This is a genomic window from Candidatus Ichthyocystis sparus (genome assembly GCF_900078745.1).
Lineage (GTDB): Bacteria > Pseudomonadota > Gammaproteobacteria > Burkholderiales > 2013Ark19i > Ichthyocystis > Ichthyocystis sparus.
The window spans coordinates 202,665-225,850 of sequence record NZ_FKII01000061.1; the positions used below are offsets into that span (position 1 = coordinate 202,665).

The 23,186-nt window shown below is 42.0% G+C and carries 24 protein-coding genes and 4 tRNA genes; 25 read left to right on the forward strand and 3 right to left on the reverse strand.

Annotation, left to right across the window (positions count from 1 at the left end):
• The first annotated feature begins 1 nt into the window (after nucleotide 1).
• From tolA to A6733_RS06675, 10 genes are all read left to right on the forward strand, one after another.
• Nucleotides 2-784, forward strand: coding sequence for a cell envelope integrity protein TolA (tolA, locus tag A6733_RS06630; RefSeq protein ID WP_092403157.1), 783 nt, complete (start codon nucleotides 2-4; stop codon nucleotides 782-784).
• Between the two features lie 17 nt (nucleotides 785-801).
• Nucleotides 802-2,073, forward strand: coding sequence for a beta-propeller domain-containing protein (locus A6733_RS06635; protein WP_092403155.1), 1,272 nt, complete (start codon nucleotides 802-804; stop codon nucleotides 2,071-2,073).
• 9 nt (nucleotides 2,074-2,082) lie between these two features.
• Complete coding sequence (locus A6733_RS06640; protein ID WP_092403153.1) at nucleotides 2,083-2,640, forward strand: OmpA family protein; 558 nt, start codon at nucleotides 2,083-2,085, stop codon at nucleotides 2,638-2,640.
• Nucleotides 2,640-3,395 carry a tetratricopeptide repeat protein gene (locus tag A6733_RS06645; RefSeq protein ID WP_092403151.1) on the forward strand — a complete coding sequence of 252 codons (756 nt, stop codon included), beginning with the start codon at nucleotides 2,640-2,642 and terminating at the stop codon, nucleotides 3,393-3,395. Before A6733_RS06640 ends, A6733_RS06645 begins: the two co-directional genes overlap by 1 nt.
• Before the next feature lie 13 nt (nucleotides 3,396-3,408).
• Nucleotides 3,409-4,545 (forward strand): hypothetical protein, encoded by a 1,137-nt coding sequence (locus tag A6733_RS06650; RefSeq protein ID WP_092403149.1) that lies wholly within the window; start codon nucleotides 3,409-3,411, stop codon nucleotides 4,543-4,545.
• A 96-nt stretch (nucleotides 4,546-4,641) separates the two neighbouring features.
• On the forward strand, nucleotides 4,642-5,064 hold the full coding sequence (locus A6733_RS06655; protein WP_175330523.1) for a TlpA family protein disulfide reductase: 423 nt from the start codon (nucleotides 4,642-4,644) through the stop codon (nucleotides 5,062-5,064).
• A 30-nt stretch (nucleotides 5,065-5,094) separates the two neighbouring features.
• A complete protein-coding gene (gene accB / locus A6733_RS06660) occupies nucleotides 5,095-5,565 on the forward strand; it encodes an acetyl-CoA carboxylase biotin carboxyl carrier protein (protein ID WP_092403298.1) in 471 nt (156 codons plus the stop codon).
• Nucleotides 5,566-5,583: 18 nt separating this feature from the next.
• Nucleotides 5,584-6,933: an acetyl-CoA carboxylase biotin carboxylase subunit gene (gene accC, locus A6733_RS06665; protein WP_092403145.1), complete on the forward strand. Its 1,350-nt coding sequence runs from the start codon at nucleotides 5,584-5,586 to the stop codon at nucleotides 6,931-6,933.
• A gap of 131 nt (nucleotides 6,934-7,064) precedes the next feature.
• Entirely contained in the window at nucleotides 7,065-8,126 is a 1,062-nt protein-coding gene (locus tag A6733_RS06670; RefSeq protein WP_092460703.1) for a zinc-ribbon and DUF3426 domain-containing protein, read from the forward strand.
• Between the two features lie 13 nt (nucleotides 8,127-8,139).
• Nucleotides 8,140-8,979: a symmetrical bis(5'-nucleosyl)-tetraphosphatase gene (locus A6733_RS06675; RefSeq protein ID WP_092403141.1), complete on the forward strand. Its 840-nt coding sequence runs from the start codon at nucleotides 8,140-8,142 to the stop codon at nucleotides 8,977-8,979.
• A 16-nt stretch (nucleotides 8,980-8,995) separates the two neighbouring features.
• Here the strand turns inward: A6733_RS06675 and A6733_RS06680 are convergent, their stop codons facing one another.
• From A6733_RS06680 to A6733_RS06690, 3 genes are all read right to left on the reverse strand, one after another.
• A complete protein-coding gene (locus A6733_RS06680) occupies nucleotides 8,996-9,511 on the reverse strand; it encodes a hypothetical protein (RefSeq protein ID WP_141663297.1) in 516 nt (171 codons plus the stop codon).
• Between the two features lie 211 nt (nucleotides 9,512-9,722).
• Nucleotides 9,723-10,241 (reverse strand): cytochrome b, encoded by a 519-nt coding sequence (locus A6733_RS06685; protein ID WP_092403137.1) that lies wholly within the window; start codon nucleotides 10,239-10,241, stop codon nucleotides 9,723-9,725.
• Between the two features lie 43 nt (nucleotides 10,242-10,284).
• Nucleotides 10,285-10,653 (reverse strand): accessory factor UbiK family protein, encoded by a 369-nt coding sequence (locus tag A6733_RS06690; RefSeq protein WP_141663014.1) that lies wholly within the window; start codon nucleotides 10,651-10,653, stop codon nucleotides 10,285-10,287.
• Between the two features lie 46 nt (nucleotides 10,654-10,699).
• On the opposite strand from A6733_RS06690, the gene ychF reads away from it, so the two are divergent.
• The 15 genes from ychF to rpoB all read left to right on the forward strand — a co-directional run bounded on the left by ychF (nucleotide 10,700) and on the right by rpoB (nucleotide 23,175).
• A complete protein-coding gene (gene ychF / locus A6733_RS06695; RefSeq protein ID WP_092403133.1) occupies nucleotides 10,700-11,797 on the forward strand; it encodes a redox-regulated ATPase YchF in 1,098 nt (365 codons plus the stop codon).
• A 42-nt stretch (nucleotides 11,798-11,839) separates the two neighbouring features.
• The gene (locus tag A6733_RS06700; RefSeq protein ID WP_175330522.1) at nucleotides 11,840-13,261 is read left to right on the forward strand and encodes a cation:proton antiporter; all 1,422 of its coding nucleotides are present in this window, start codon (nucleotides 11,840-11,842) and stop codon (nucleotides 13,259-13,261) included.
• Between the two features lies 1 nt (nucleotide 13,262).
• A complete protein-coding gene (locus A6733_RS06705; protein WP_092403129.1) occupies nucleotides 13,263-13,781 on the forward strand; it encodes an NUDIX domain-containing protein in 519 nt (172 codons plus the stop codon).
• A 95-nt stretch (nucleotides 13,782-13,876) separates the two neighbouring features.
• Nucleotides 13,877-13,962: transfer RNA gene (locus tag A6733_RS06710), tRNA-Tyr, on the forward strand.
• Between the two features lie 26 nt (nucleotides 13,963-13,988).
• Nucleotides 13,989-14,062, forward strand: a tRNA-Gly gene (locus tag A6733_RS06715).
• A 24-nt stretch (nucleotides 14,063-14,086) separates the two neighbouring features.
• Nucleotides 14,087-14,158 (forward strand) — tRNA-Thr (locus A6733_RS06720).
• A gap of 153 nt (nucleotides 14,159-14,311) precedes the next feature.
• On the forward strand, nucleotides 14,312-15,496 hold the full coding sequence (gene tuf / locus A6733_RS06725) for an elongation factor Tu (protein WP_092403110.1): 1,185 nt from the start codon (nucleotides 14,312-14,314) through the stop codon (nucleotides 15,494-15,496).
• Nucleotides 15,497-15,537: 41 nt separating this feature from the next.
• Nucleotides 15,538-15,610: transfer RNA gene (locus A6733_RS06730), tRNA-Trp, on the forward strand.
• 19 nt (nucleotides 15,611-15,629) lie between these two features.
• Complete coding sequence (gene secE / locus A6733_RS06735) at nucleotides 15,630-15,977, forward strand: preprotein translocase subunit SecE (RefSeq protein WP_092403127.1); 348 nt, start codon at nucleotides 15,630-15,632, stop codon at nucleotides 15,975-15,977.
• Complete coding sequence (nusG, locus tag A6733_RS06740) at nucleotides 15,977-16,510, forward strand: transcription termination/antitermination protein NusG (RefSeq protein WP_092403125.1); 534 nt, start codon at nucleotides 15,977-15,979, stop codon at nucleotides 16,508-16,510. Before secE ends, nusG begins: the two co-directional genes overlap by 1 nt.
• Nucleotides 16,511-16,644: 134 nt before the next feature.
• Nucleotides 16,645-17,076 carry a 50S ribosomal protein L11 gene (gene rplK / locus A6733_RS06745; protein ID WP_092403123.1) on the forward strand — a complete coding sequence of 144 codons (432 nt, stop codon included), beginning with the start codon at nucleotides 16,645-16,647 and terminating at the stop codon, nucleotides 17,074-17,076.
• Between the two features lie 2 nt (nucleotides 17,077-17,078).
• Nucleotides 17,079-17,777 carry a 50S ribosomal protein L1 gene (gene rplA, locus A6733_RS06750; protein ID WP_092403121.1) on the forward strand — a complete coding sequence of 233 codons (699 nt, stop codon included), beginning with the start codon at nucleotides 17,079-17,081 and terminating at the stop codon, nucleotides 17,775-17,777.
• A gap of 127 nt (nucleotides 17,778-17,904) precedes the next feature.
• Nucleotides 17,905-18,438: a 50S ribosomal protein L10 gene (gene rplJ, locus A6733_RS06755; protein WP_092403296.1), complete on the forward strand. Its 534-nt coding sequence runs from the start codon at nucleotides 17,905-17,907 to the stop codon at nucleotides 18,436-18,438.
• Nucleotides 18,439-18,488: 50 nt separating this feature from the next.
• Nucleotides 18,489-18,875 (forward strand): 50S ribosomal protein L7/L12, encoded by a 387-nt coding sequence (gene rplL, locus A6733_RS06760; RefSeq protein ID WP_242641458.1) that lies wholly within the window; start codon nucleotides 18,489-18,491, stop codon nucleotides 18,873-18,875.
• A gap of 130 nt (nucleotides 18,876-19,005) precedes the next feature.
• Nucleotides 19,006-23,175 (forward strand): DNA-directed RNA polymerase subunit beta, encoded by a 4,170-nt coding sequence (gene rpoB / locus A6733_RS06765; protein ID WP_092403119.1) that lies wholly within the window; start codon nucleotides 19,006-19,008, stop codon nucleotides 23,173-23,175.
• Nucleotides 23,176-23,186 lie beyond the last annotated feature (11 nt).

Genomic DNA, 23,186 nt, shown 5'->3' on the forward strand with positions numbered 1-23,186 from the left:
GATGCTTAAAAAATTTTTTGTCTTGTCACTTTTTATTCATGTGGTTCTGTTTTTGCTATTGATGATTTTTGCTTCCCAAGGAGCATCTACTAATAAAATTGGTGCTCCCATTAATGTAGCAATGAGGACATCAGCTTCGTATCTTAATAATGAACATGGTCATTTGCCAGATAAATCTGAAGACACTTATTCACGTGATGATATTGTTGCCAAACAACACCCAGCAGCAAGTGCCGTAAAGGAGATGGCGGTTAAACCTGAAGAAAAAAAGACAAAAAAAGTAATGCACGTGGATAATAACAAAAAACAAAAAGCAGTTGAACACAATGCATATAAAAAAAATGATTCCGTAACAAATACAAAGAAGAAGATAATTTCTATTTCTCATAAAAGAATTATGGAGAGCTTGTTGGCAGAGAAAAATAAGGTCGAACACGAGAGGAGAGAACAGTACCTTAGTAAACAATTAGAAAATCAATCTGGTTCTACAATAGCTGGTGTCATAGCTCGTAGGCAATATCTTAATGATATTCGTAACAAGATATATGCTGGAGTTTTTTCATCTACTTCGTTTTCTTCTGCCCTGGAGACTGTAGTAAAGCTTGTTCAAGACCATAGTGGCAGGGTTATGTCAGTCAGCATAATCAAGAAAAGTGGCAATGATACCTATGATAGGCAGGTAGTTTCCGCTGTCTATAGAGGTAGCCCACTTCCGTTACCTAAGCATGCAGATATGTTTCAAGACGCTATCATCATGAAATTTAGCCCTCAAAGGAAACTTTAAAAAATTATGGGTTCTATATGAGACAGTTTATTGTATTTTTCTTATTTATGTTATTGAAAGTTCCGGTTTTTTGTAATTCTCAACCTGTAGACATAGATATAAGCGGCGGTGCAAAGATTGTAGTTAATCTTTTATTGCCCCCATTTCAGAATGTTAATTCTTTAACTGTTGATCCTAGAAGTATTATTATCGATGATCTGGAGAGGAGCGGGTTTTTTCGTGTTGCACAGGTCAAACTTAAAACTACTGGAATTAAAGATACTGTAGATTCCAATGCCTGGAAGTCTCGAGGTTTTGATGCATTAGTTCGTGCGGTTGTGAGAGTTATTGGGCTAGGACATTTAGAGATAGATTTTACAATCTACGATGTTAATCAAGGTAAGTACCTGGTTAGTAAAGCCTTTATTTTTTTAGATAATCAAGTAGATAAAGTATCACATCTAATATCTGATCAAATTTATAAAGCTTTTTTGGGAGTTGATGGCTATTTTAGCAGTAGTTTTGCATATATTCTTGAAAAAAATGGATTGTATGAGTTGCATACATCTGATTTAAATGGGAAAAATGACAAGATTTGGGTTAAGTCTTCCGATCCTCTTCTATCACCAAAGTGGTCTCCAGATAATGGTAAGTTGGCATTTGTATCTCTTGAGAAAAAAAAGCCTGTGATTGATGTTTTGGACATGACAAGAGGAACGAGATTTGTTTTGGCCAATTACAAGGGAAGTAACTCATCTCCTACGTGGTTTCCGGATGGAAAACATTTATTAGTCGTTCTTGCTAAGGATGGATTTTCTGGAATCTATTCTATTGCTAGTAATGGTAGTGAGCCAAGCACTGTTATCTATTCCCGTAGTATTGATACAGAACCGGTATACTCTCATGATGGTAAATATATCTTTTTTACCTCAGATAGAGGTGGCTCACCGCAAATTTATCGTTACACAATTAATACCAAGAGTATTGAGCGCGTAACCTTTGACGGTGGATATAATGTTTCTCCTGTAGTTAGTCCAGATGGACATTATCTAGCATACATTGGCAAACTGGATGGAAAAGGTTATGTTGTGATGTTGATGGATCTTTTGACAAATGAGTTTTGGCCATTGACATCAGGTCCATATGATGAGTCTCCTAGTTTTTCGCCCAATGGTCAGCTGGTGATGTATGCTTATAACATGGGTAGTGCTATACGTATTGTTTCTTTGCTTGGAAAAGGTCACTACGAGATGCACTTTCCTGACCAAAAAGTGATTACACCAGTTTGGGGTAATCAAGTTGATAGATAGGTTGAGAGAATGAAAAAGGTCGGTGGATTATTTTTGGTGTTTTTATTGGCGGGGTGTGCAACTAGTGTTTATGATAATAAAGCAGATAGTTACGGCTCTAATAATATGAGGAACAGGTCCTCCGATGTTAATTCGGATAATTATGCGCCGATTCAGTCTATACCGCTGGACAGTAAGTCTGTGTCTACCTCTGAATCGAATTTTGATAGTGGTGGTGAGGAACTGTCAGGCAGAAATATTTATTTTGCTTTTGATAGTTTTACAGTAGATCCAAAGTACCAAAAGGTTGTATTGGACGCTGTAGCTCACCTAAGGGATAATCCTGAGGATAGCGTTCGTATTATTGGTAATACTGATGAGAGGGGAAGCAGGGGATATAATTTGGCGCTTGGACAGAAGCGGGCTGAAGTTGTTCGCCAAGCTTTTATTTCCATGGGTGTAGAGTCGTCTCGTGTTGAAGCCGTGAGTTTTGGTAAGGAAAAGCCTAAAGCTATGGGACACGACGATGCGTCCTGGGCAGTAAATAGGAGGAGTGATCTCCTATACAAAAGTCTTGGGGAGTTTTGATGAACTACAAGTCATTGTTGGTACTTGTATTTATTCTTGTATGCGATCGTGGTTGGGCTGATTTTGGTGATTTGCCTTGCTCCAGTAGGGTAGGAGAATTAGAGACAAAAGTAGATCATAGTGATGAAGAGATTAGACGTATGTCTTCACGTTTAGATCGGATCCAGCTTGACTTGGTTAATAGTAAGCAAGAACTACTAGGAGAATATAGGAAGTTGTTTGGGCAGTTGTCGGATTTGCAAAGGCAGATTTTACAGCTTAACTTATCCCGTAGGAAGCATGATCGAGAGTCTTTACCATCACCTAATGTAGTTTATCATTCTGAGAATGTTGGCGCTGGCAATAGCAAGTATGTTGGAGCTAAGTCCGACGGAGGCGTAGACTCCTCGCTTGGTCTGGATGAGTATGAAGAGGCACTTAAGACCTTGCGAGCTGGTCACTACAGGGAAGCGTTGACTTTGTTTCAGGAGCTTAAATCAAAGGCACCACTCAAATTACCACTTCAGGGTGATTTGAGTTATTGGATAGGAACTGCTTACTACCTTTTGGGTGATTACAGAAATGCCATTGAATTTTTTACTCAAGTTTATGAACTATGGCCGCGTAATGATCATGCTTCGGATGCGTTATTCAATATAATTAATAGCTATTATCAAACTGATCAGAGGTCTGCAGCAAAATCAGCAGAGGAAATTTTGCTTAAAAATTATCCTCGTTCCTCTGCCGCAAAGTCATTGTCAAAATCTACTTATTAGGAATTAATGGGCGGTGATTTCTTACAAGAAAATTGTCCTGGTGGTGCTATTTTTTGTTAGGTGTGGGTCTTCTATTGCTGTTTCATTTGAGAATGTTCCGTGGACTGTTTCAGTGGATGGATTTCTCAATGGTGCTTTTATGCTATCTTCATGTGATAGAAATTTGATTGGGCGTGATGTTATACGTTGTCCGTCTTCATTGGATAGTTGGGGCGATTATGTAGTTACCAATGGTTTGTTGCCATCTGTTATTTCTTTTGAGGTGTCTAAAAAAGAGCAGCAAATGACCGTGGGTGGTATTTTTACAGTCCGTCTTCCAGTTTTCAATGGATTGGTTGATCAGGGTGACTTAACAGTTTCTCGTTCTATTACGCAGAATCTTATTTTTTGGGACAGTCCGTCCTCTGGCAGATTCGAGATAGGTCGTAATTATCCTGCTTTGGGGAGGGAAGTTTTCTCGTACAATGGGTTGTTATCCCCTGTTGAGCGAAATTTTGAATCCTTCTCAGGATATAGGACGTATTTACCTCGTTCATATGCTGTTATTTCTTATCGTACTCCTGTTTTGAGTAATTTTTGTGCAGGTGTTTCTATTGGTGATGGAACTGAGCTACAAAAGCTCACAGGAAATTCTGCTCAAGAATCTTATTTGCCCAATATGTCGGTTCATTTTTCGTATAACGTTGATTGGGCTCATTTTTGGTTCAATTACTTTTTGCAGTCACTGTTCAATAGGTATAATAAATCCTCCTTTATGGTTTCAGCTGGTGAAATAGGTGGTATTTTAGGGCCATCGCGTTTGTCTGGGGATGGTGTTTCTTTGATTATGAGTTATCAGATGGGAAGGGCCATGGGTTTATTGTCAGATTTTCTTTGGCCGGTAGGCTATGACATGAAGAGTTTGCCCAGAGTAAGCTATTTTGTCGAGGGTATTCGCTACGTACATGGTCGCACGCATTTTTTGGCTACCTATTCTAGGACAAGCTTATTTCATCGTACTCAAGTTAGTGATGGTTGGATATTCTCTGTAAGCCAGAAAATTAACTCGGCACTACATCTTTTTGGTCAGTTGGGGTTTGTTAGTTGGCCGGGACTGGTAAGAGAGCAGCGGCTTTGCTTTGCTGGTGTCGGATTTATGTTTTCTTTCTGAGACGTGTTACTTAGGTTATTTTTCCTGTTAGGACTGTTTCTAGTTTGTTGTGGCTGCTCTCGCCACAATGATTGCAGTGTCTGCGACAGTCCTAGGGTGAGGCTTTTACAAGATCTAAATGTAGCTGACCTAAGGGGTCACCCGATTGCTGTTAATTCTGATTTTGGTCAGGTAGTGTTCATCAATTTTTGGGGAACATGGTGCAGTTCCTGCAGAGCAGAGGTTTCTTTTATATCTGGTCTCCACAGGGATTACGCGCCACTAAGTGTTTACTTTATAGGTATTGCTGTTGATTCCACTGATAATGTTATTTCTTTTGTTAGAAAAAGGGTGGTGGACTACCCTGTATATGTCTCCGATGTAAGTGCTATCCAACATTTGCTAGAATACGGCGATGAGAACGGTGTTATTCCTTTTACCTTGTTGATTCATGGCCATGTGAGACGGGCCTTTATTGGGAAATTGAGTAGTAGGGTTGTCCGTAACCTTATGGACAAAGAGCTTTGCACGGTAGTTTGAATTGAAAATGGTGGGGGTGTGAGTTTTCCTATGGACCTTAAAAAGTTAAAGAGGTTGATAAGTATAGTCGAAAGTTCCGCTATATCGGAGTTGGAGCTGACCGATGGTGATAGTAAGGTTCGTATTGTTAAGTCTACTCCTCAAATTCATAACCAGATGGTAGGTGTACCTTCGGTTATGACATCTCAAGATAATATTCATACGGTTAATATGGCTTCTCCTCACAAAATTTCTGATCAGTCTGTTGCTGATATTGCCGAAGAGTCTAGCTTTATAGTACGTTCCCCCATGGTAGGTACATTCTATAGTTCTTCTGCCCCCAATAACCCTCCGTTTGTCTCTGTAGGTAGTGTGGTTTCGGTTGGTGATGTTGTGTGCATTATAGAAGCGATGAAGTTGTTAAACGAAATTGAAACAGAGTGTTCTGGTGTCGTAGTATCCATTTTTGTTGAAAATGGTGAGCCGGTTGAATTTAATCAACCATTATTTGCCTTGCGCTGATTTTTGCTAAGGTAGTTCATGTTCAAGAAAATTTTAATTGCCAATCGCGGAGAAATAGCACTACGGGTTCTAAGGGCTTGCCATTCTCTGGGTATCAGAACGGCTGCTATTTACTCTCTTGCTGATTCTAACGCAAATTACGTAAAGATGGCTGACGAGGCAGTGTGTATAGGTCCTGTTGCTTCTTCTGAAAGCTACTTAAACATTCCATCTATAATTAGCGCGGCAGAGGTTACCGATGCTGATGCCATTCATCCCGGGTATGGGTTTTTATCTGAGAATGCTGATTTTGCAGAGAAAGTTGAAAAAAGTGGTTTTGTTTTTATAGGTCCTAGTTCAGACGTTATACGTTTGATGGGAGACAAAGTCTCTGCTAGGAAGGCGATGACCGCTGCTGGTATTACGTGCGTTCCTGGATCTGATAATGTTTTGTCGGATGATCGCACTGAAGTGGAGAGCATATCGCGGCAGATTGGCTATCCTTTAATTATTAAAGCTACTGGTGGTGGTGGTGGCAGAGGCATGCGAGTCGTCAATGAAGAGAAGGATTTGTGGTCGTCGGTGCTTACAACTAGAGAGGAAGCTGAACGAGGATTTAAAAATAGCAATGTATACGTAGAGCGATTTTTAGATAATCCACGCCATATTGAGTTTCAAATTCTAGCTGATAGCTTCCATAATATAATACACCTGGGTGAGAGAGATTGTTCTTTACAGCGTAGGCATCAAAAAATTTTAGAGGAGTCCCCCGCGCCTTTCATTGGTGATGATTTAAGAAATAGGATAGGTGAACTTTGCGTGAAAGCGGCACATTCTATAGGATACGTTGGTGTTGGTACCTTCGAGTTTTTGCTGAGCGGGGAAGAGTGCTTTTTCATTGAAATGAATACCAGAATTCAGGTGGAGCATCCAGTTACAGAAATGGTTACTGGCGTTGACTTAGTTAGGCAACAAATTTTGGTTGCAGCTGGTTATAAGATGAGTTTAAAACAGTCTGATATTATTATGCGAGGACATGCCATAGAGTGTCGTATAAACGCAGAAGACCCATTGACCTGGATGCCGTCTCCTGGATCGGTTACGGTGTACAATGTCCCCGGTGGTCCTGGTATTAGGTTGGACTCCCATGTATATCATGGCTACACTGTTCCCCCTTATTATGATTCCTTGGTTGGTAAATTGATTGCCTATGGTTATGATCGTGACCAGGCTATAGCCAGAATGCGGGTTGCTTTGAGTGAGTTTGTTATAGGTGACATAAAAACTAATGTGCCAATGCATCTTGAGGTCTTGAGAGATCCGGATTTTTGTAATGGAGGGGTTGGGATTGGATACTTGGATGGCTTTGTTAAAAAATTAAGGCGGTAATAGAGGGGTGGAGCACTAATTGTGGTGTGTTAGTTATAAATAAGAATGTTGTGTTTATGGGAAACATGAAAACATTTGCTGCGATAATATAATGGTGGTGGCGTTTTGTCCGTTTGCTGAGAAAGATAGCAATGAACGTAGCCGCCTGCAGCGATACAATTTTACAATGTCCTACTTGCCGCCGTCGCTATCGTGTTGCCGATGATCGGTTGAAGGTGTGCTCATATAAGGTGCGTTGTGGTAGTTGTCGTGGTACTTTTGATGCACGTTGTGCGAGGATCAATCCCGTAATACGCGCTTTTCCGAAGACGCTTACCAAGTGTGAAGTAAAGGAAGTAAGTAACATAGTAAACAATATCAAGGGTGTTGCCTCTAGTTGGCAAGTACGACCCGGCGTGACAGTTTGCAATAATAATGTTGACTCGTATACAAAGATAGAGAAAATTGCATCAGTTGATGATTCTTCTCACATAATAGGTGGTGTTACTCAATTGGCCGCTGTGACTTTAATGGATGATTCTCTAACCTCCTTTGACTCCAATGAGCTCTTGCCTTCAGAACACGAACATGATTTTGGTTTTTCCCTTTTGAATATGCGTAAACCATTGACGTATCCTGATGTTAGGCCTGTTTCTTCAGGTAGATATTGTTCTGACAATGATGTTTGTATTGATTCTGAGGACAGTATTCGTACATTTAGTGAATCATTACGCATGGAGGGTAAGAGAAAAACTGGATCCGTATTTGTTGCCAATTTGACCGCCGGTATAATTTTGCTTATAACAATAACTATATTTATGCATAGAAATGATTTTGTGGGGTTTTTCCCGAGTACGTACAATGTAATGCGAAGGATGTCTTTATTTTTAGGGAAAAATTTATCCTGGCCGTGTAAAAATGATCAAATTAGTGTGCGTGCATTAGAACTAAGATTTGATAGAGGGGATAAATTGCTCCTTACTGGTGTTCTTAAAAATAGGAGTTATCAGAATTTGTTATTTCCGTCCCTGGAGATACGCTTGTTGGACGATAATGGGGTTATTTTAAGAAAAGATGTGCTTTCACCAAGTAGGTATCTAAGGGAGCATAATGAAAAAGATGGATTTCATGCAGGATCTCGGATATTTTTTTCTACTCCTATTGACGGAGGTAGTCTAAAAAAATTAGATGGATTCCAGGTGTATTTGAGATAGGTTTTGGTGCCCCTTGTGTGCTTCTTCTCGTACTTTTGTAGTTGGTGATATTCACGGTTGCTATTCTTCTCTCATGTCGCTTCTTGAATTGGTCGGGTTTAATCCGCAAGTTGACTATTTGTGGTGTGTTGGTGATTTGGTTAATAGAGGCCCAGATTCACTAAATGTCTTAAAAACCCTTATAAATTGGGGCGACCATGTTTTATCAGTGCTGGGGAATCATGATTTATATGCCTTAGCACTTCTTTGCGGTGCTGCGGATAAGTATGATCACAATCTAGTGGACCTACTATCATACAGCCGCAAGTCTGATTTAGTGGATTGGCTGAGAGCTCGTCCAATTGCCTTCATGGATAAAAATTATTTCTTGGTTCATGCGGGAATTTCCCCCCTATGGGACGTTAATGAAGCCAAGTTGTACGCCACTGATCTCTCTGAGGTGATATTAGGCCCTGGTTTCGTCGATTTTCTAAGACATTTCTACGAGAATGGCAATTTGTGCGTAAAGTGGACAGAAAATATGCAAGATGACGACAGGAGGGCTTTTTATCTAAACATTCTACTGAGGGTTCGTTTTCTATCTACTTCCTATAGTGAGCTCAGATTGGACGTAGAAGACGACCCTATAAGGCCACCAAGCAACTGTATTCCCTGGTTCAAAGGACTCTCTCCATCCAAGCTCGGAGGAAGGAAGGTAATCTTCGGTCATTGGTCTAGACTTGGATGGAGCCAAGGGGATAACTACCTGTGCATTGACACGGGGTGCGTGTGGGGCAACCAACTTACAATGGTAGAATTGCCTCTCATGCAAAGATGGTCCCTGCATAGTAGGGACGGTGGTTGCTACAGCTAGTACCCCCTCTTCTTTGCTAATCGTCATAATTATGATGGTGATGGTGCTTGCTCCTGCGGTAGTAATCGACGTCATCATCGTAAGAACGCCTTTCTTCCATAACGCGCCTTATTCCTACACTGCCATCCCCAAACACTGAGACTCTGACGCTGTCTCCAGGCATAAAGGCTCTGGTAAACCTTTGCACAATGACTACTATATCGCCGTTATCTTTTCTTATAACAAGCTTCGTGGCTCTTTTACCAGAGGCATTTTCAGAGAAATCACTGTCCTTAACACTACCGGCAGCCCCACCAATTGTAGCTCCTGCACCTGCACCAACAAGTATGCCCACGCCACTACCATTGCTCAACCCGGCCCCAGCCATTCCACCTATAATGCCTCCCAGAAGGGCGCCACTAGCAGAGTTGGATTTAGCGCTGCCGATGTAGTATACAGTGCGCACCTCCTTTATATGACCATAGAACACGGTCTCATTGTAGCCTCCTTCAGACATGCTATCTAAGAAAGCTTCACTGCAAGCGCTTAGCACAAAAAAGCTTAAAGAAATCGAGATTACAGATATTACCTTCCTAATACTGAAATTATTAACCATTTACCCTCCCACTGCCGTAATTAAAATTTAAAGCGCCATTGAAACATAGGAACGATGGTAGCCCAATAATTCAGGAAGTAACACGTATATTTCCATAATATCTGGGCTTGATTCTGATTATATTTATATCTCTATCTAGTACTATCTCTTACCACATCCGGGCAAATAGGTTTATTTTATCAATCAACAGATGTTTGATAGCCATAGTCACATGCAATACTATGGTTACGAAAAGGGTGAAGGCTAGTACTGAATGTATTTTCTCAAATAGGCTTGCCGTGTATTTGCTGCTGGGTACAATTCTAGGAAGAGCTATAGAAAAGAAACTGACGTCGTGCCCATGAGCATTGCTGATTGCGTAACCAGAGATGGGAATCGCCATAAGCAGGATGTACATCAATATGTGACCTGCTCTAGAAAGCATTTTTTCCAGCGCTGTAATTTTTGCCGGGTTCATTTCATAAGAAATACGCACCATCAGCCTTATTATTGTTATTATGAGTACAGATAGCCCCATTGTTTTGTGAACATAAAAGACCTTCATAAGCAAGGGTTTTCCCGAGATAATATTAACCGCAGAGAACCCGAGCAATCCGGTAGAAACCACCACTACAGCCGTCAACCAATGTAGAAAAATTGACACCGGGTAATATTTGTTGTGAGCCAAGAGCTACCCCTCCACACAATTGAGGATGTGAACTAACACTTTCCTAGTTACGGCAGTCTGCCGAACCACTGCCGTCTATCAAGGATTCTATTTTTGCAAGTTTTTCTTCCACTAATCCTATCCTGTCTTCAATTTCGTCCAGAAAATTGCTTTGGGCGTTGAAAGTGTCACGACTTACTAGACCCGAACGAGACAAACGATTGGCAACCAAAGCGCACATAATGTTCTTCACGGATTCTCCTGCCTCACATAGCTCGGAACATAACTTTTCTTTGACCTTACTCATATCCAGCATAAGCAATACATCCAGTAGAGTACTTTTATATATGAAACCACCGATTCTATCATTTTTTAGGGTAATTTGTGAAGCTGTGTGGCTGATGTTAGATGTCATGAGTATGGTTTTATGCATGTGCTAACATTTACGTAGGACGTTATTTTTATTGAGAGTTGTTTACATGTCTGTACAGTGCGGTATTATTGGATTACCTAATGTTGGTAAATCCACAATTTTTTCTTGTTTGACTCGTCTTTCTGTTGATGCTGAGAATTATCCATTTTGTACCATTGAGCCTAATGTTTCGTCAGTTGCTGTTCCTGACGAGAGGCTATATCTCTTGGCGGAGATGGCTTGTTCCGAAAATACGGTGCCTTCGTTTTGCGACTTTGTTGATATAGCTGGCCTAGTGTCTGGAGCTTCTAAGGGTGAGGGTTTGGGAAATAGATTCCTATCTCATATTCGTGAAGCTGATGCTCTGATACACGTTGTGCGTTGTTTTTCAGATGAAAACATTGTTCACGTTAATGGTACAGTTGATCCGGTTTCCGATGTTCGTGTTATCCAACTTGAGCTAGTCCTAGCAGATATATCTGTTTTAGAAAAGTATCTTGCCAAGAATAGCAAGTCTGCAAAATTATCTAATTCAAAGGAGTCTCTTGCTCGTATTAATCTGGTCGAGTTTATATTAGATCAGTTAAACGGTAATACCCCGTCCGTGCGTTCTTTGAACTTAACAGATGATCAGAGAGATTTGGTTAGCTCTCTGAATTTATTGACAGATAAGCCAATGTTTTATTGTGCTAATGTTGATGAGGCAAGCTTAACCTTAAACAGACATTTATCTGAGATTTCATCTTTGGCTAAAGATGAAGGAGTAGATTTGTTTGTGTTAAATGCCGCAGCAGAGAAAGAATTAATGGATTTTTCTGATAATGAACGTAGGGAGTTTTTAGCCGATATGGGCTTTGAAGATTCGGGATTAAACAGGCTTGTACGTTCTGCATACACTCTATTGGGAAGATGTTCTTTTTTTACTGTTGGCCCCAAAGAGTCTCGTTCTTGGACAATTCCTATTGGGACGAAAGCACAGAGCGCAGCTGGTGTAATTCATTCAGATATGGAGAAGGGTTTTATACGTGCAGAAGTAGTGTCATATTCAGATTATATTGCATATAAGGGAATGCAAGGAGCAAAGGAAGCAGGGAAGGTGCGCCTAGAGGGTAAAGAATATATTGTTAAAGATGGTGATATCATACATTTCAGGTTTAACGTGTAATGCCGATAAGATATCGTAAATAGCGATAGTATGGGGTTGACTATGTTTAGAATTCCTCTGGTTTTGACTGTTATTAAGAGGCCTTTGTCCATATCTTATCGGGCTTTGGCTTTTTTGTTTGTTTTTTTCCCATCCACTGTTATGGCAGCAGGTAACGAGAAGAATATTTCTTCGTTTATGATGCTGATCCTGCTATTGTTGTTCACGCAAATACTTGCTGCCTTTGTAGGTAAGATCAAATTGCCACCAGTTTCTGCCGAGATGTTTGTGGGTGTGTGCCTGGGGAATTTTGCCTGGATGGGTATTGCTCTTCCAACAGCTCTTCAAGGCTTTTCTAAGGACCATGTAGTTCTATTTTTATCTGATATTGGATTGGTTATCCTGCTTTTTGAAATAGGGTTACATTTCGATCCCAAGACTCTAAGGTCGTGTGGTGTTGATTCTATGATAGTAGCTGTATTAGGGGCAATTTGTGCCATTTTTTTGGGTGTTGCCGTTATTGGTCCCATCTTTTTGCCCAGTGCAGGTATTAAGGCTTGGCTTTTCATTGGGGCGGCTCTTTCTGCAACTTCTATCGCAGTTACTTCCCGCATATTCAGTGACTTTAGTTTGGTGCATACCATAGAGTCGCGAGTTATTATGGGTGCTGCTTTGTTCGATGACATTTTTGGCTTTGCTCTTTTGGGTGCTTTGGGAGAGTTGGTCGGCGAAGGGCAAGTTTCGATTTGGGGAATTTTTATTTCTTTGGTTGCTGCCTTTGCTTTTCTAGCAGCTTGCTTGCTTATAGGAAGGCCTGTGGTCAAATCAATTGTTCATTTTGTTGCCCAAAAAATAGACAATAGTCGTTCTATGGCTCTTATGGTACTTATTTCATTGGCGTTTGTAGGATCACATCTTGCTATTAGTGTTGGTTTGGCTGCTATAGTTGGTGCTTTTGCTGCGGGGCTTATGTTGGATGAAGAAAATTTGCTTCTTTTTTCTGATGACAAAGCCGTGCAGATGGTCAACGATTATTTGAAAGTTATGCAATCGGAATCGGATGTTCTTTCCTCTAAGTATCTTAGAGATCGGCTGGTTTCTGTTCGCAGAGGGCAGTGCATATCTTTAATAACTCCACTGAAAGAAGTTTTCTTGCCACTATTTTTTATAGTTGTTGGTACAGAATTGGATCTTAGGGTGCTTTTTGAAATGAGGAATCTCTTTTTGGTGCTGGTGATTGGTATTTTGGCAGTAGTAAGTAAGCTTTTTTCAGCCGTATTTTTAAAATCATCGAACCGGTGGATTGTTGGTTGGGGCATGGTTCCTAGAGGAGAGGTTGGTTTAATCTTTTTGGCGGCGGGTCGTGCATACGGAGTGCTTGTGGATCCATACTTTTCTATTCTTGTTGCGGTTACTATTCTTACTACTATAGTTAGTCCGTGGGTATTAAGTTTTTTGCTAAGCAAGCAGAAGAGTTCTTTGTGAAATGGGTAGAGATTCATTGATGTTAGCAGATGATGATAGTGTGTTTTTTCGTGTTGGTGTTGGTGCCATCATTATGGACTGTTCCTTAGACAAATTGTTATTATTTCGTCGTAGTGATTACACAGGTACGTGGCAATGTCCACAGGGTGGTGTTAATAAAAATGAGCAAACAGATGAGGCTATTTTTAGGGAGGTTTTTGAGGAGACTGGCATTTTGTCACAAGAACTAAAGGTCATTGCTGTTTGTCCGGTTTGGGTGGGATATGAGCTGCCAATGACTGATAAATCCTCTTGTTTTAGTAAAGGACAAGTACATAGATGGTATGTTCTTCAGCTTCTTACTTCTTATGATGCGTTACGCTCTACTGAATCATGTGAATTTATTGATGCCTCTTGGTGTCTCGTTGAGGATTGGGCTAGTACCGCGCCTGATTTTAAAAAAGATGCAGTAAATTTTTTGATAAGTTGGCTCATGAATGTGAAGGTTTCATCTGATGTTGATAGCAAAGGCAGCGTATGATGGCTGTTGGTTATCTTTCTTGTTGTCTTGAAGTGCTTTCTTAATTTTTTAATTTGACAAACCTTGCTTTTCTCTGAAGAATAACCTCTCTTTGAGGAGGGGTGCCCGAGTGGCTAAAGGGGGCAGACTGTAAATCTGTTGGCTTACGCCTACGTTGGTTCGAATCCATCCCCCTCCACCATAGATTGTGCTTGTGCTTGTGCTTGTGCGGGTGTAGCTTAATGGTAGAGCAGAAGCCTTCCAAGCTTATGACGAGGGTTCGATTCCCTTCACCCGCTCCAGTATTATTTTGGGGTGTATCTTTAGCCCATGTAGCTCAGTGGCAGAGCACTCCCTTGGTAAGGGAGAGGTCGTCAGTTCAACTCTGATCATGGGCATTTTCACTTTTTGTGAGAAGTCGTTTGCGGTTTCAGTTCCGTTATTTATATATAGTTTGTTTGCGTAAGACCTGATTTATTGAGCTTTTTTCTATTGGTGGGAGCTTTGTGTGAGGTCTAAGTTTAGGGGTGTTGGACTAAGGGAGGCCTAATATGGCTAAGGCTAAGTTTGAGCGTACGAAGCCGCACGTTAATGTGGGTACGATAGGGCACGTTGATCATGGGAAGACGACGTTGACGGCGGCGTTGACGACGATACTGAGCAAGGTGTATGGCGGAGAGATTAGAGGATACGATCAGATTGACAATGCTCCTGAGGAGAAAGCTAGAGGCATAACGATAAATACATCGCACGTTGAGTATATGACGGAAGCGAGGCACTATGCGCACGTTGATTGTCCTGGTCATGCTGATTATGTGAAGAACATGATAACTGGTGCTGCGCAGATGGATGGAGCGATATTGGTGGTTTCAGCTGCTGATGGGCCTATGCCGCAGACAAGGGAGCATATATTGTTGGCGAGGCAGGTAGGTGTGCCTAGCATAGTTGTGTTTTTGAACAAATGCGACATGGTGGATGACTCTGAGTTACTAGAGTTAGTAGAGATAGAGGTTAGGGAGTTATTAACGAAGTACGATTTTCCTGGCGACGACGTACCTTTGATAAAGGGTTCTGCGGTTAAGGCGTTAGAGGGTGACAAGAGTGATATAGGTGAGAAGGCGGTGATGGATTTGGCTAAGGCGTTGGATAGTTATATACCGACTCCTGTTAGGGTTGTGGACCAGCCGTTTTTGATGCCGATAGAGGATGTATTTTCGATATCAGGTAGGGGTACCGTAGTAACAGGTAGAGTTGAGAGAGGTATTTTGCGTGTTAACGAGGAGATAGAGATAGTTGGTTTACGTGACACGCAGAAGACGATTTGTACTGGTGTGGAGATGTTTCGCAAGTTATTAGATGAGGGGCGTGCTGGTGACAATGTTGGGGTATTGTTGAGGGGTACGAAGAGGGATGATGTTGAGAGGGGTCAGGTGTTATCGAAGCCTGGTTCTATAACTCCGCACACGGTGTTTGATGCTGAGGTATATGTTTTATCGAAGGAGGAGGGTGGTAGGCACACGCCTTTTTTCAATGGATATAGGCCGCAATTTTATTTTAGGACGACGGATGTTACTGGATCGATTTCGTTTGAGGGTGACATGGTGATACCAGGGGACAATGTTACGATGCGAGTTGAGTTAATAGCGCCTATTGCTATGGAAGAGGGTGTACACTTTGCGGTTCGTGAGGGTGGAAAAACCGTCGGAGCAGGCGTCGTTACTAAAGTTATTAAGTAGTGGATATTATCCAAGCTGTACGGGCCATTAGTTTACTTTTAAGGCCAATAGCTCAATTGGTAGAGCGTCGGTCTCCAAAACCGAAGGTTGGGGGTTCGATTCCCTCTTGGCCTGTTTTTGATATTACGACAACATGTTAGAGAAAATTAAAGTAGCGTTGTTCTTTCTTGTTTTTTTAGCTGGTGTGATTTTTTTCAGCTTTTTCCCATCTCAAGGATTTTTTGTGAGACTTGGTGTGGCCTTGGTTTCTGTTGCAGTTTGTTTGACGTTGATTTGGTTTTCTGACTTTGGGCGAAATCTGATGGTCTTCTTTAGAGAATCTGTTCGCGAAGCCTCAAAGGTGTTTTGGCCCACTCGTAAGGAGACTATGCAACTTGTGTTAGTGGTGTTTGTATTTACAGTTATTGTGGCGCTTTATCTTTTTTTCGTTGACAAATTTCTTGAGTGGTTTCTTTATGATTTGATTCTAGGGTGGAGATAATGTCTAAGTCTTGGTACGTGGTTCATGTTCACTCAGGCTTTGAGAAGCATGTTCGTAGATCTCTCGAGGAAAAGATAGCTCGTTCTGGTTCTGAGTCCTTGTTTGGTAGGATTCTCGTTCCTGTAGAGGAAGTTGTTGAAATTAGAGGTGGGCAGAGAAGGATATCTGAGCGTCGTTTTTTCCCAGGGTACGTGTTGGTTGAAATGGATTTTAATGAGGAAACTTGGCATTTGGTACGTAGTACTACTAAGGTTTTAGGTTTTGTTGGGGGAACCTCTAGTAGACCTACTCCTGTTTCCGAAAAAGAAGTAGAGAAGATCATGAAATTGGTTCAGGATGGTTCGGAAAAGCCCAAGCCTAAGGTTTTGTTTGAGATAGGTGAGGTTTTACGTATCAAAGAGGGGCCATTTGCAGATTTTCATGGCGTGCTTGAAGATGTTAACTATGATAAGAGCAGGTTACGTGTTTCCGTGACTATTTTTGGTAGGGCTACCCCTGTAGAGTTAGAGTTTGATCAGGTTGAAAAAGTGTAGTAGCAACTAAAAATAGCTTATTTATAGCTTATTTTTATTTTTAGGCGATTTTTTTGTTTCTCAATTGCCCCATCTGATAGTAGAATCGTTGGCTCGATTGTATTTTGTGTAAGGTTGGTCTGGAGTGTTTGCGGATGGCTAAGAAAGTTTTGGGATTGATCAAGTTGCAAATTCCTGCGGGTAAGGCCAATCCGTCTCCACCTTTGGGTCCTGCTTTGGGCCAAAGGGGACTCAATATTATGGAGTTTTGCAAGGCATTTAATGCTGCCACGCAGTCCCTTGAGCCGGGCTTGCCGGTGCCGGTGGTTATTACTGCTTATGTTGACAAAAGTTTTACTTTTGTTATGAAGACTCCTCCGGCCACGTTTCTCATAAAAAGAGAGGCCGGTATTGCTAAAGGTTCTGCGCGGCCCCATGTAGATAAAGTTGGGGTTTTGACTCTTGAGCAGTGCAAGAAGATTGCTGCGTTGAAGGGTTCTGATCTTACTGCTGCTGGCATAGACGCGGCGGTATCGACTATTGCTGGTTCTGCTAGGAGCATGGGCGTGAAGGTTGAAGGGATTTAGCTATGGCGAAACTTAGTAGGCGTTTTTCATCTTGCGATGCTTTGGTTGATCGCCATAAGTTGTACCAGTTGGACGAGGCTTTGCCTTTGCTCAAGAGGCTTGCTACGGCTCGTTTTGATGAGACGGTTGATATAGCGGTTTGTTTGGGGGTAGATCCTCGTAAGTCTGATCAAGTTGTTCGTGGTTGTGTGGTTTTGCCTTCTGGAACTGGGAAAGTTGTGCGAGTTGCTGTTTTTGCTCAAGGAGAGAAGGCTGATGCTGCTAGGGTGGCTGGTGCTGATATAGTTGGCTTCGAAGATCTTTCTGAAACTATTAAGGCTGGGACGATTGATTTTGATGTTTTGGTTGCCTCTCCAGATTCCATGAGGCTGGTTGGTCAGTTGGGGCAGATTTTGGGCCCCAGAGGATTGATGCCTAATCCTAAGGTTGGAACGGTTGCTGTTGATGTGGCTGCTGCCGTAAAGAATGTTAAGTCTGGCCAGGTTCAATATAGGACCGATAAAACGGGAATAGTACACTGTGCTGTTGGGAAAGCTTCTTTCCCTGAGGGTAGTTTGAGGGAGAATATAGTTGCTTTGATGTCAGCTTTAAGTAGAGCTAAGCCTGCTTCTTCTAAGGGTACGTATTTTAAAAAGGTTTTTGTGTCAAGCACTATGGGTCGTTCTGTACGTCTAGATGTTGCTTCTATTCCTATTGTGTGATTTTTTGTGTTTATCGGAGACCGGTAGGGCCTGGTTGCTTAAAGTAGATGTGCTACCGCAGATAGTAATTGTAGAGTTGCTCCTTCTTTTGCTTCTGTTGTGTGTCCAATTGTTTAAAGGGGGAGTGATGGGCCTAAGCCTTAAAGATAAGGAGTTTGTTGTTTCCCAGTTGTCTGAGCGTCTTGCTAGTGCTCAGGCTGTTTTATTTGCTGAGTACGTCGGTACCCGTGCGACTATGACAACCGCTCTTAGAAAAAATGCTAGAGAGAGTGGGGTGTACCTTAAGGTAATCAGGAATTCTTTGGTACGTCGTGCCATTAGAGGTACTTCGTTTGATATTTTATCAGATAAGATTTCTGGTGCCTTGATTTATGCGATAGGTGAGGATCCTATTTCAGCTGCCAAGGTTTTGTATAACTTTTCTAGTGTGGCACAGCAGACTTTTGTTCTGCGTGGTGGTTCCGTGTCCGGTAGGTATGTTGATCCTGATGGTGTGAAGATGCTTGCCACATTGCCTTCCCGTGAGGATTTGTTGGCCAGATTGGCTGGTACTATGCAGGCCCCTATTGCGCAGTTTGTTCGTGTTGTACATGAGATTCCATCCAAGTTTGTTCGTGTCTTATCTGCTGTTAGGGACTTGAAGGAGTCTTCTGTCTCCTAGGGTGTGGGGTGTGTACGTTTTTCACTGTTGTTGTGTGCTGAGGAGTTATTATGGCTATGTCCAAGCAAGACGTTTTAGAGGCTATTTCCTGTATGACTGTGCTAGAACTGTCAGAGCTTATTAAAGATATGGAAGAAAAGTTTGGTGTATCGGCGGCAGCTCCGGTTGCTGTTGCTGTTGCTGCAGGTGTTGACGGTGATTCTAAGAAAGATGCATCTGAGGAAAAAACAGAATTTGATGTTGTTTTGTCTTCCGTCGGCGATAATAAGATAGGGGTAATTAAAGTTATCCGTGAGATTACCGGCCTGCCCTTAAAAGAGGCTAAGGAGTTAGTGGAGTCTGCTCCTAAGTCCATTAAGGAGGGTGTAGCTAAGGCCGATGCAGAGGCCATGAAGAAGAAGGTGGAAGAATCTGGTGCTACTGTTACACTTAAGTAGTTTTTATTGCCTTTGTTACTAGCACTTGTTGGGCGGGGCATATGCATTCTGTGTCAGCTAAGACTGGTAGAGGCCAGTAGCCGGGCTTGTGTTGACGGTTCTCGTTTTGCCAATGGGAGGGGTTATTTTCATGTCGTACGGCTATGCAGAGAAAAAAAGGATAAGGAAGAATTTTGCTAAGAGGGGCACGGTTCTTGAGATTCCCTATCTTCTGGCTACTCAGCTTCGTTCGTACAAAGATTTTCTACAAGCGGATGTTCCGGCGCAAAATAGGGTTTCCAGAGGGTTGCAGGCTGCTTTCGAGGCTGTTTTTCCGATTTCGAGCTATTCTGGTTGCGCGCGATTAGAATTTATTTCTTACTCTTTGGGAGAACCAGGGTTTGATGTTTTGGAGTGTCAGCAGAGGGGTTTAACCTACTCTTCCTCTCTTCGGGCTAAGGTTCGCTTGGTGTTATTTGACAAAGAATCCAATAGAGAAAAAGTTAGAGAGGTTAAGGAGCAGGAGGTGTACATGGGTGAGATTCCGCTCATTACTCGTCACGGTTCCTTTATAATCAACGGCACTGAGAGGGTGGTAGTATCTCAGTTGCATCGTTCTCCTGGTGTGTTTTTTGAGCATGATAGAGGTAAGACTCACAGTTCCGGTAAGTTGCTTTTCTTCGGCAGGATTATTCCTTATCGTGGGTCTTGGTTGGATTTCGAGTTTGATTCCAAGGATTATTTGTATTTTCGGGTTGATCGGCGTCGTAAATTGCCTGTGACCGTGTTGCTTAAGGCGATGGGATTTTCAAAGGAAAAAATATTATCAACCTTTTATTCATTCGATCATTTTCGTATAGAAGGTGGGCAGTACTTTTTAGGCTTGAATTCTGATCAGTTGAAAGGAGAGATAGCTCGTTTCGATATATTTGCACCTGATGGTTCTTTGATAGTTGCTAGGGGCAAGCGAATTACCTCGAAACATATTCGTGAAATTGAGTCAGCGGAGCTCTCGGATGTTCCTGTTCCTCTTGAGTATGTTTTTGGGAAGGTTCTTGCTAAGGATTATTGTGATCCTAATACTGGTGAGATTATATGTCGTGCTAATGACGAGATAAGTGAAGAGACTTTAAGGGCTCTCTTTGATGCTGAAATTGATGGCTTCGATGTTATATACATTAATGATCTAGATAACGGTGGTTATATTTCTCAGACGTTGCGTATTGATGAGACTGTGGATGAGCGGACTGCTAAGGTGGCCATTTATAGAATGATGCGACCAGGTGAACCACCTACAGAAGACGCTGTTGAGGCTTTGTTTCGTGCCTTATTTTATTCTTCTGATAGGTATGATTTGTCTGTGGTTGGTAGGATGAAGTTTAATAGTCGTTCCTATCCTCCCAATATTGATTCCGGAAGTGCCTCTTGGTTGAAGTCCTTTTACTCTAATCTTGAGGATGTTCCTAATTCTATGACTTTGACTGACAGTGACATAGTTGCTGTTATTGGCATTTTGGTGGAGTTACGCAATGGTCGCGGTTCGGTGGATGATATTGACCATCTCGGAAGCCGTAGGGTGCGCTGTGTAGGGGAGTTGGCTGAGAATCAGTTTCGTTCTGGTTTGGTTCGTGTAGAGAGGGCAATTAAGGAAAGATTAAGTCATGCAGAATCTGAGAATTTGATGCCGCATGATCTGATTAATGCTAAGCCAATAGCTGCGGCTATAAAAGAATTTTTTGGTTCGTCTCAACTATCACAGTTCATGGATCAGACTAATCCTTTGTCTGAAATTACACATAAGAGGCGAGTTTCTGCTTTGGGTCCAGGTGGGTTGGTGCGTGAAAGGGCTGGTTTTGAGGTTCGTGATGTTCACCCTACGCACTATGGACGTGTTTGTCCTATCGAGACCCCAGAGGGTCCAAACATTGGTCTCATAAACTCCATGGCCCTTTTTGTAAGAACTAATGAGTATGGCTTTTTGGAGACTCCTTATCGTCGTGTTGAAAACAGTCGTGTGACAGATCAGATTGAATATCTATCTGCTATAGAGGAATCTGGTTACGTTATAGCACAGGCTAACGCCGTTTTAGATGAAGATGGGCGATTGATTAATGATCTTGTTTCTTGTCGCTATCTTGGTGAGTTTAGTTTGATGTCGCCCGATCGTGTTCAGTATATGGATGTTTCTCCGTCTCAGATTGTTTCTGTCGCTGCGGCGTTGATTCCGTTTTTGGAGCATGATGATGCTAACAGGGCTTTGATGGGTTCAAACATGCAGAGGCAAGCAGTACCGTGTTTACGTCCAGAGAAGCCTCTGGTTGGAACTGGTATTGAACGTACTGTGGCTGTTGATTCTGGAACTACTGTTCAGGCTATCCGAGGTGGGGTGGTTGATTTTGTTGATGCTAATCGTGTTGTTGTTAGGGTCAACGATGATGAGGCAGCTGATGGTGAGGTTGGTGTTGATATTTACAATCTAATTAAATGTACTCGTTCTAATCAAAATACCAATATTAGCCAGCGCTCTATTGTTGAGAAGGGTGATGTTGTAAGCAAGGGTGATGTTATTGCTGATGGTGCGTGCACTGATAAGGGTGAGTTAGCGCTGGGGCAAAATATGTTGGTTGCTTTTATGCCTTGGAATGGATATAACTTTGAGGATTCAATTCTTATTTCCGAACGTGTTGTTGCCGACAACAGGTTTACTTCCATACATATAGAAGAGTTGTCTGTCGTTGCTCGTGATACTAAGTTGGGACCTGAGGAAATTACTCGTGATATTTCTAATCTTTCTGAGTCCCAGTTAGGTCGTTTAGATGAGTCAGGTATTGTTTATATAGGTGCAGAGGTAGAGGCAGGCGATGTTTTGGTGGGCAAGATAACACCAAAGGGTGAGGTCCAACTTACTCCTGAAGAAAAGTTGCTTCGTGCTATTTTTGGAGAGAAGGCTTCTGATGTGAAGGATACTTCTCTTAGGGTGCCTTCTGGTATCTCTGGTACCGTAATCGATGTCCAAATATTTACTAGGGATGGTGTTGAGAGAGACTTTCGTGCCCAACAAATTATTGACGACAATTTGAAGAAGTATAGGGCCAATTTGTCTGATCAAATGAGAATAGTTGAAAATGATACTTTTGATCGTATGTCTCGTGTTTTGATGGGTCAGGCGGTTCATCATGCTCCACATCTCAGCGAAGGTCAGGTTGTTACTGAAGAGTATTTGTCGCGGCTGAACCGTCATAATTGGTTTGATATTTCTCTAAAGGATGAAGCTAGTACGGCTAAGCTTGATATTCTTCGTCAATCTTTGGAGCAGAAAAGACATGAATTTGATTTGATGTTTGAAGAGAAGCGTAAGAAAATAACCCAGGGCGATGAGTTATCCCCTGGCGTTCAGAAGATGGTTAAAGTTTATGTTGCCATTAAGAGGCGGTTGCAGTCGGGTGACAAAATGGCGGGGCGCCATGGTAATAAGGGAGTGGTTTCCCGTGTTATTCCTGTGGAAGATATGCCCTATCTTGCTGATGGTACCCCGGTTGATATGGTTTTGAACCCTCTTGGTGTGCCATCGCGGATGAATATAGGCCAGATCCTGGAGACTCACTTAGGTTGGGCTGCTAAGGGTTTAGGTTCTCGTGTTTCTGAGATATTGAAAAAAGTACAAGAAGATAAGGATAGGGTTTCTTTATTAAGGGACTATTTGGCTAAGATTTATAATAGCAGTGGTAGAGAAGAATCTTTGCATGAGCTGGATGATGATGAGGTTCTTGAGTTGGCTACCAATCTAGTGGATGGTGTTCCTTTTGCTACTACGGTGTTTGATGGTGCTACCGAGGACGAGATTCGTTCGATGTTAGAGCTTGCGTATCCGGATCATTTGTGTGATGGATCTATGGGCTTTACATCTTTTAGGACACAGGTTGCTCTTTACGATGGTCGTACGGGTGAGAAGTTTATTCGTCCGGTGACTGTTGGCTATATGTATATGCTGAAGTTGCATCATTTGGTTGATGATAAGATGCATGCTCGGTCTACGGGTCCGTATTCCTTAGTTACTCAGCAACCATTGGGTGGAAAGGCGCAGTTTGGTGGCCAGCGCTTAGGTGAGATGGAAGTGTGGGCTCTTGAAGCTTATGGTGCAGCTTATACCTTGCAGGAGATGTTGACGGTTAAGTCAGATGATGTTTCTGGCCGGACTAAGGTTTACGAGAACATTGTCAAGGGTGATCATAAGGTAGATGCTGGTATGCCCGAGTCTTTTAATGTCCTGGTTAAGGAGATTAGGTCTTTGGCTATAGACGTTGAGCTTGAAACTTCTTAATTTGGTTTCCG

Coding starts and splice junctions, on each gene's coding strand:
- tolA (WP_092403157.1), top strand. CDS start 2: ATGCTTAAAAAATTTTTTGTCTTGTCACTTTTTATTCATGTGGTTCTG.
- A6733_RS06635 (WP_092403155.1), top strand. CDS start 802: ATGAGACAGTTTATTGTATTTTTCTTATTTATGTTATTGAAAGTTCCG.
- A6733_RS06640 (WP_092403153.1), top strand. CDS start 2,083: ATGAAAAAGGTCGGTGGATTATTTTTGGTGTTTTTATTGGCGGGGTGT.
- A6733_RS06645 (WP_092403151.1), top strand. CDS start 2,640: ATGAACTACAAGTCATTGTTGGTACTTGTATTTATTCTTGTATGCGAT.
- accB (WP_092403298.1), top strand. CDS start 5,095: ATGGACCTTAAAAAGTTAAAGAGGTTGATAAGTATAGTCGAAAGTTCC.
- accC (WP_092403145.1), top strand. CDS start 5,584: ATGTTCAAGAAAATTTTAATTGCCAATCGCGGAGAAATAGCACTACGG.
- A6733_RS06670 (WP_092460703.1), top strand. CDS start 7,065: ATGAACGTAGCCGCCTGCAGCGATACAATTTTACAATGTCCTACTTGC.
- A6733_RS06690 (WP_141663014.1), bottom strand. CDS start 10,653: ATGCATAAAACCATACTCATGACATCTAACATCAGCCACACAGCTTCA.
- ychF (WP_092403133.1), top strand. CDS start 10,700: ATGTCTGTACAGTGCGGTATTATTGGATTACCTAATGTTGGTAAATCC.
- A6733_RS06700 (WP_175330522.1), top strand. CDS start 11,840: ATGTTTAGAATTCCTCTGGTTTTGACTGTTATTAAGAGGCCTTTGTCC.
- A6733_RS06705 (WP_092403129.1), top strand. CDS start 13,263: ATGGGTAGAGATTCATTGATGTTAGCAGATGATGATAGTGTGTTTTTT.
- tuf (WP_092403110.1), top strand. CDS start 14,312: ATGGCTAAGGCTAAGTTTGAGCGTACGAAGCCGCACGTTAATGTGGGT.
- secE (WP_092403127.1), top strand. CDS start 15,630: ATGTTAGAGAAAATTAAAGTAGCGTTGTTCTTTCTTGTTTTTTTAGCT.
- nusG (WP_092403125.1), top strand. CDS start 15,977: ATGTCTAAGTCTTGGTACGTGGTTCATGTTCACTCAGGCTTTGAGAAG.
- rplK (WP_092403123.1), top strand. CDS start 16,645: ATGGCTAAGAAAGTTTTGGGATTGATCAAGTTGCAAATTCCTGCGGGT.
- rplA (WP_092403121.1), top strand. CDS start 17,079: ATGGCGAAACTTAGTAGGCGTTTTTCATCTTGCGATGCTTTGGTTGAT.
- rplJ (WP_092403296.1), top strand. CDS start 17,905: ATGGGCCTAAGCCTTAAAGATAAGGAGTTTGTTGTTTCCCAGTTGTCT.
- rplL (WP_242641458.1), top strand. CDS start 18,489: ATGGCTATGTCCAAGCAAGACGTTTTAGAGGCTATTTCCTGTATGACT.
- rpoB (WP_092403119.1), top strand. CDS start 19,006: ATGTCGTACGGCTATGCAGAGAAAAAAAGGATAAGGAAGAATTTTGCT.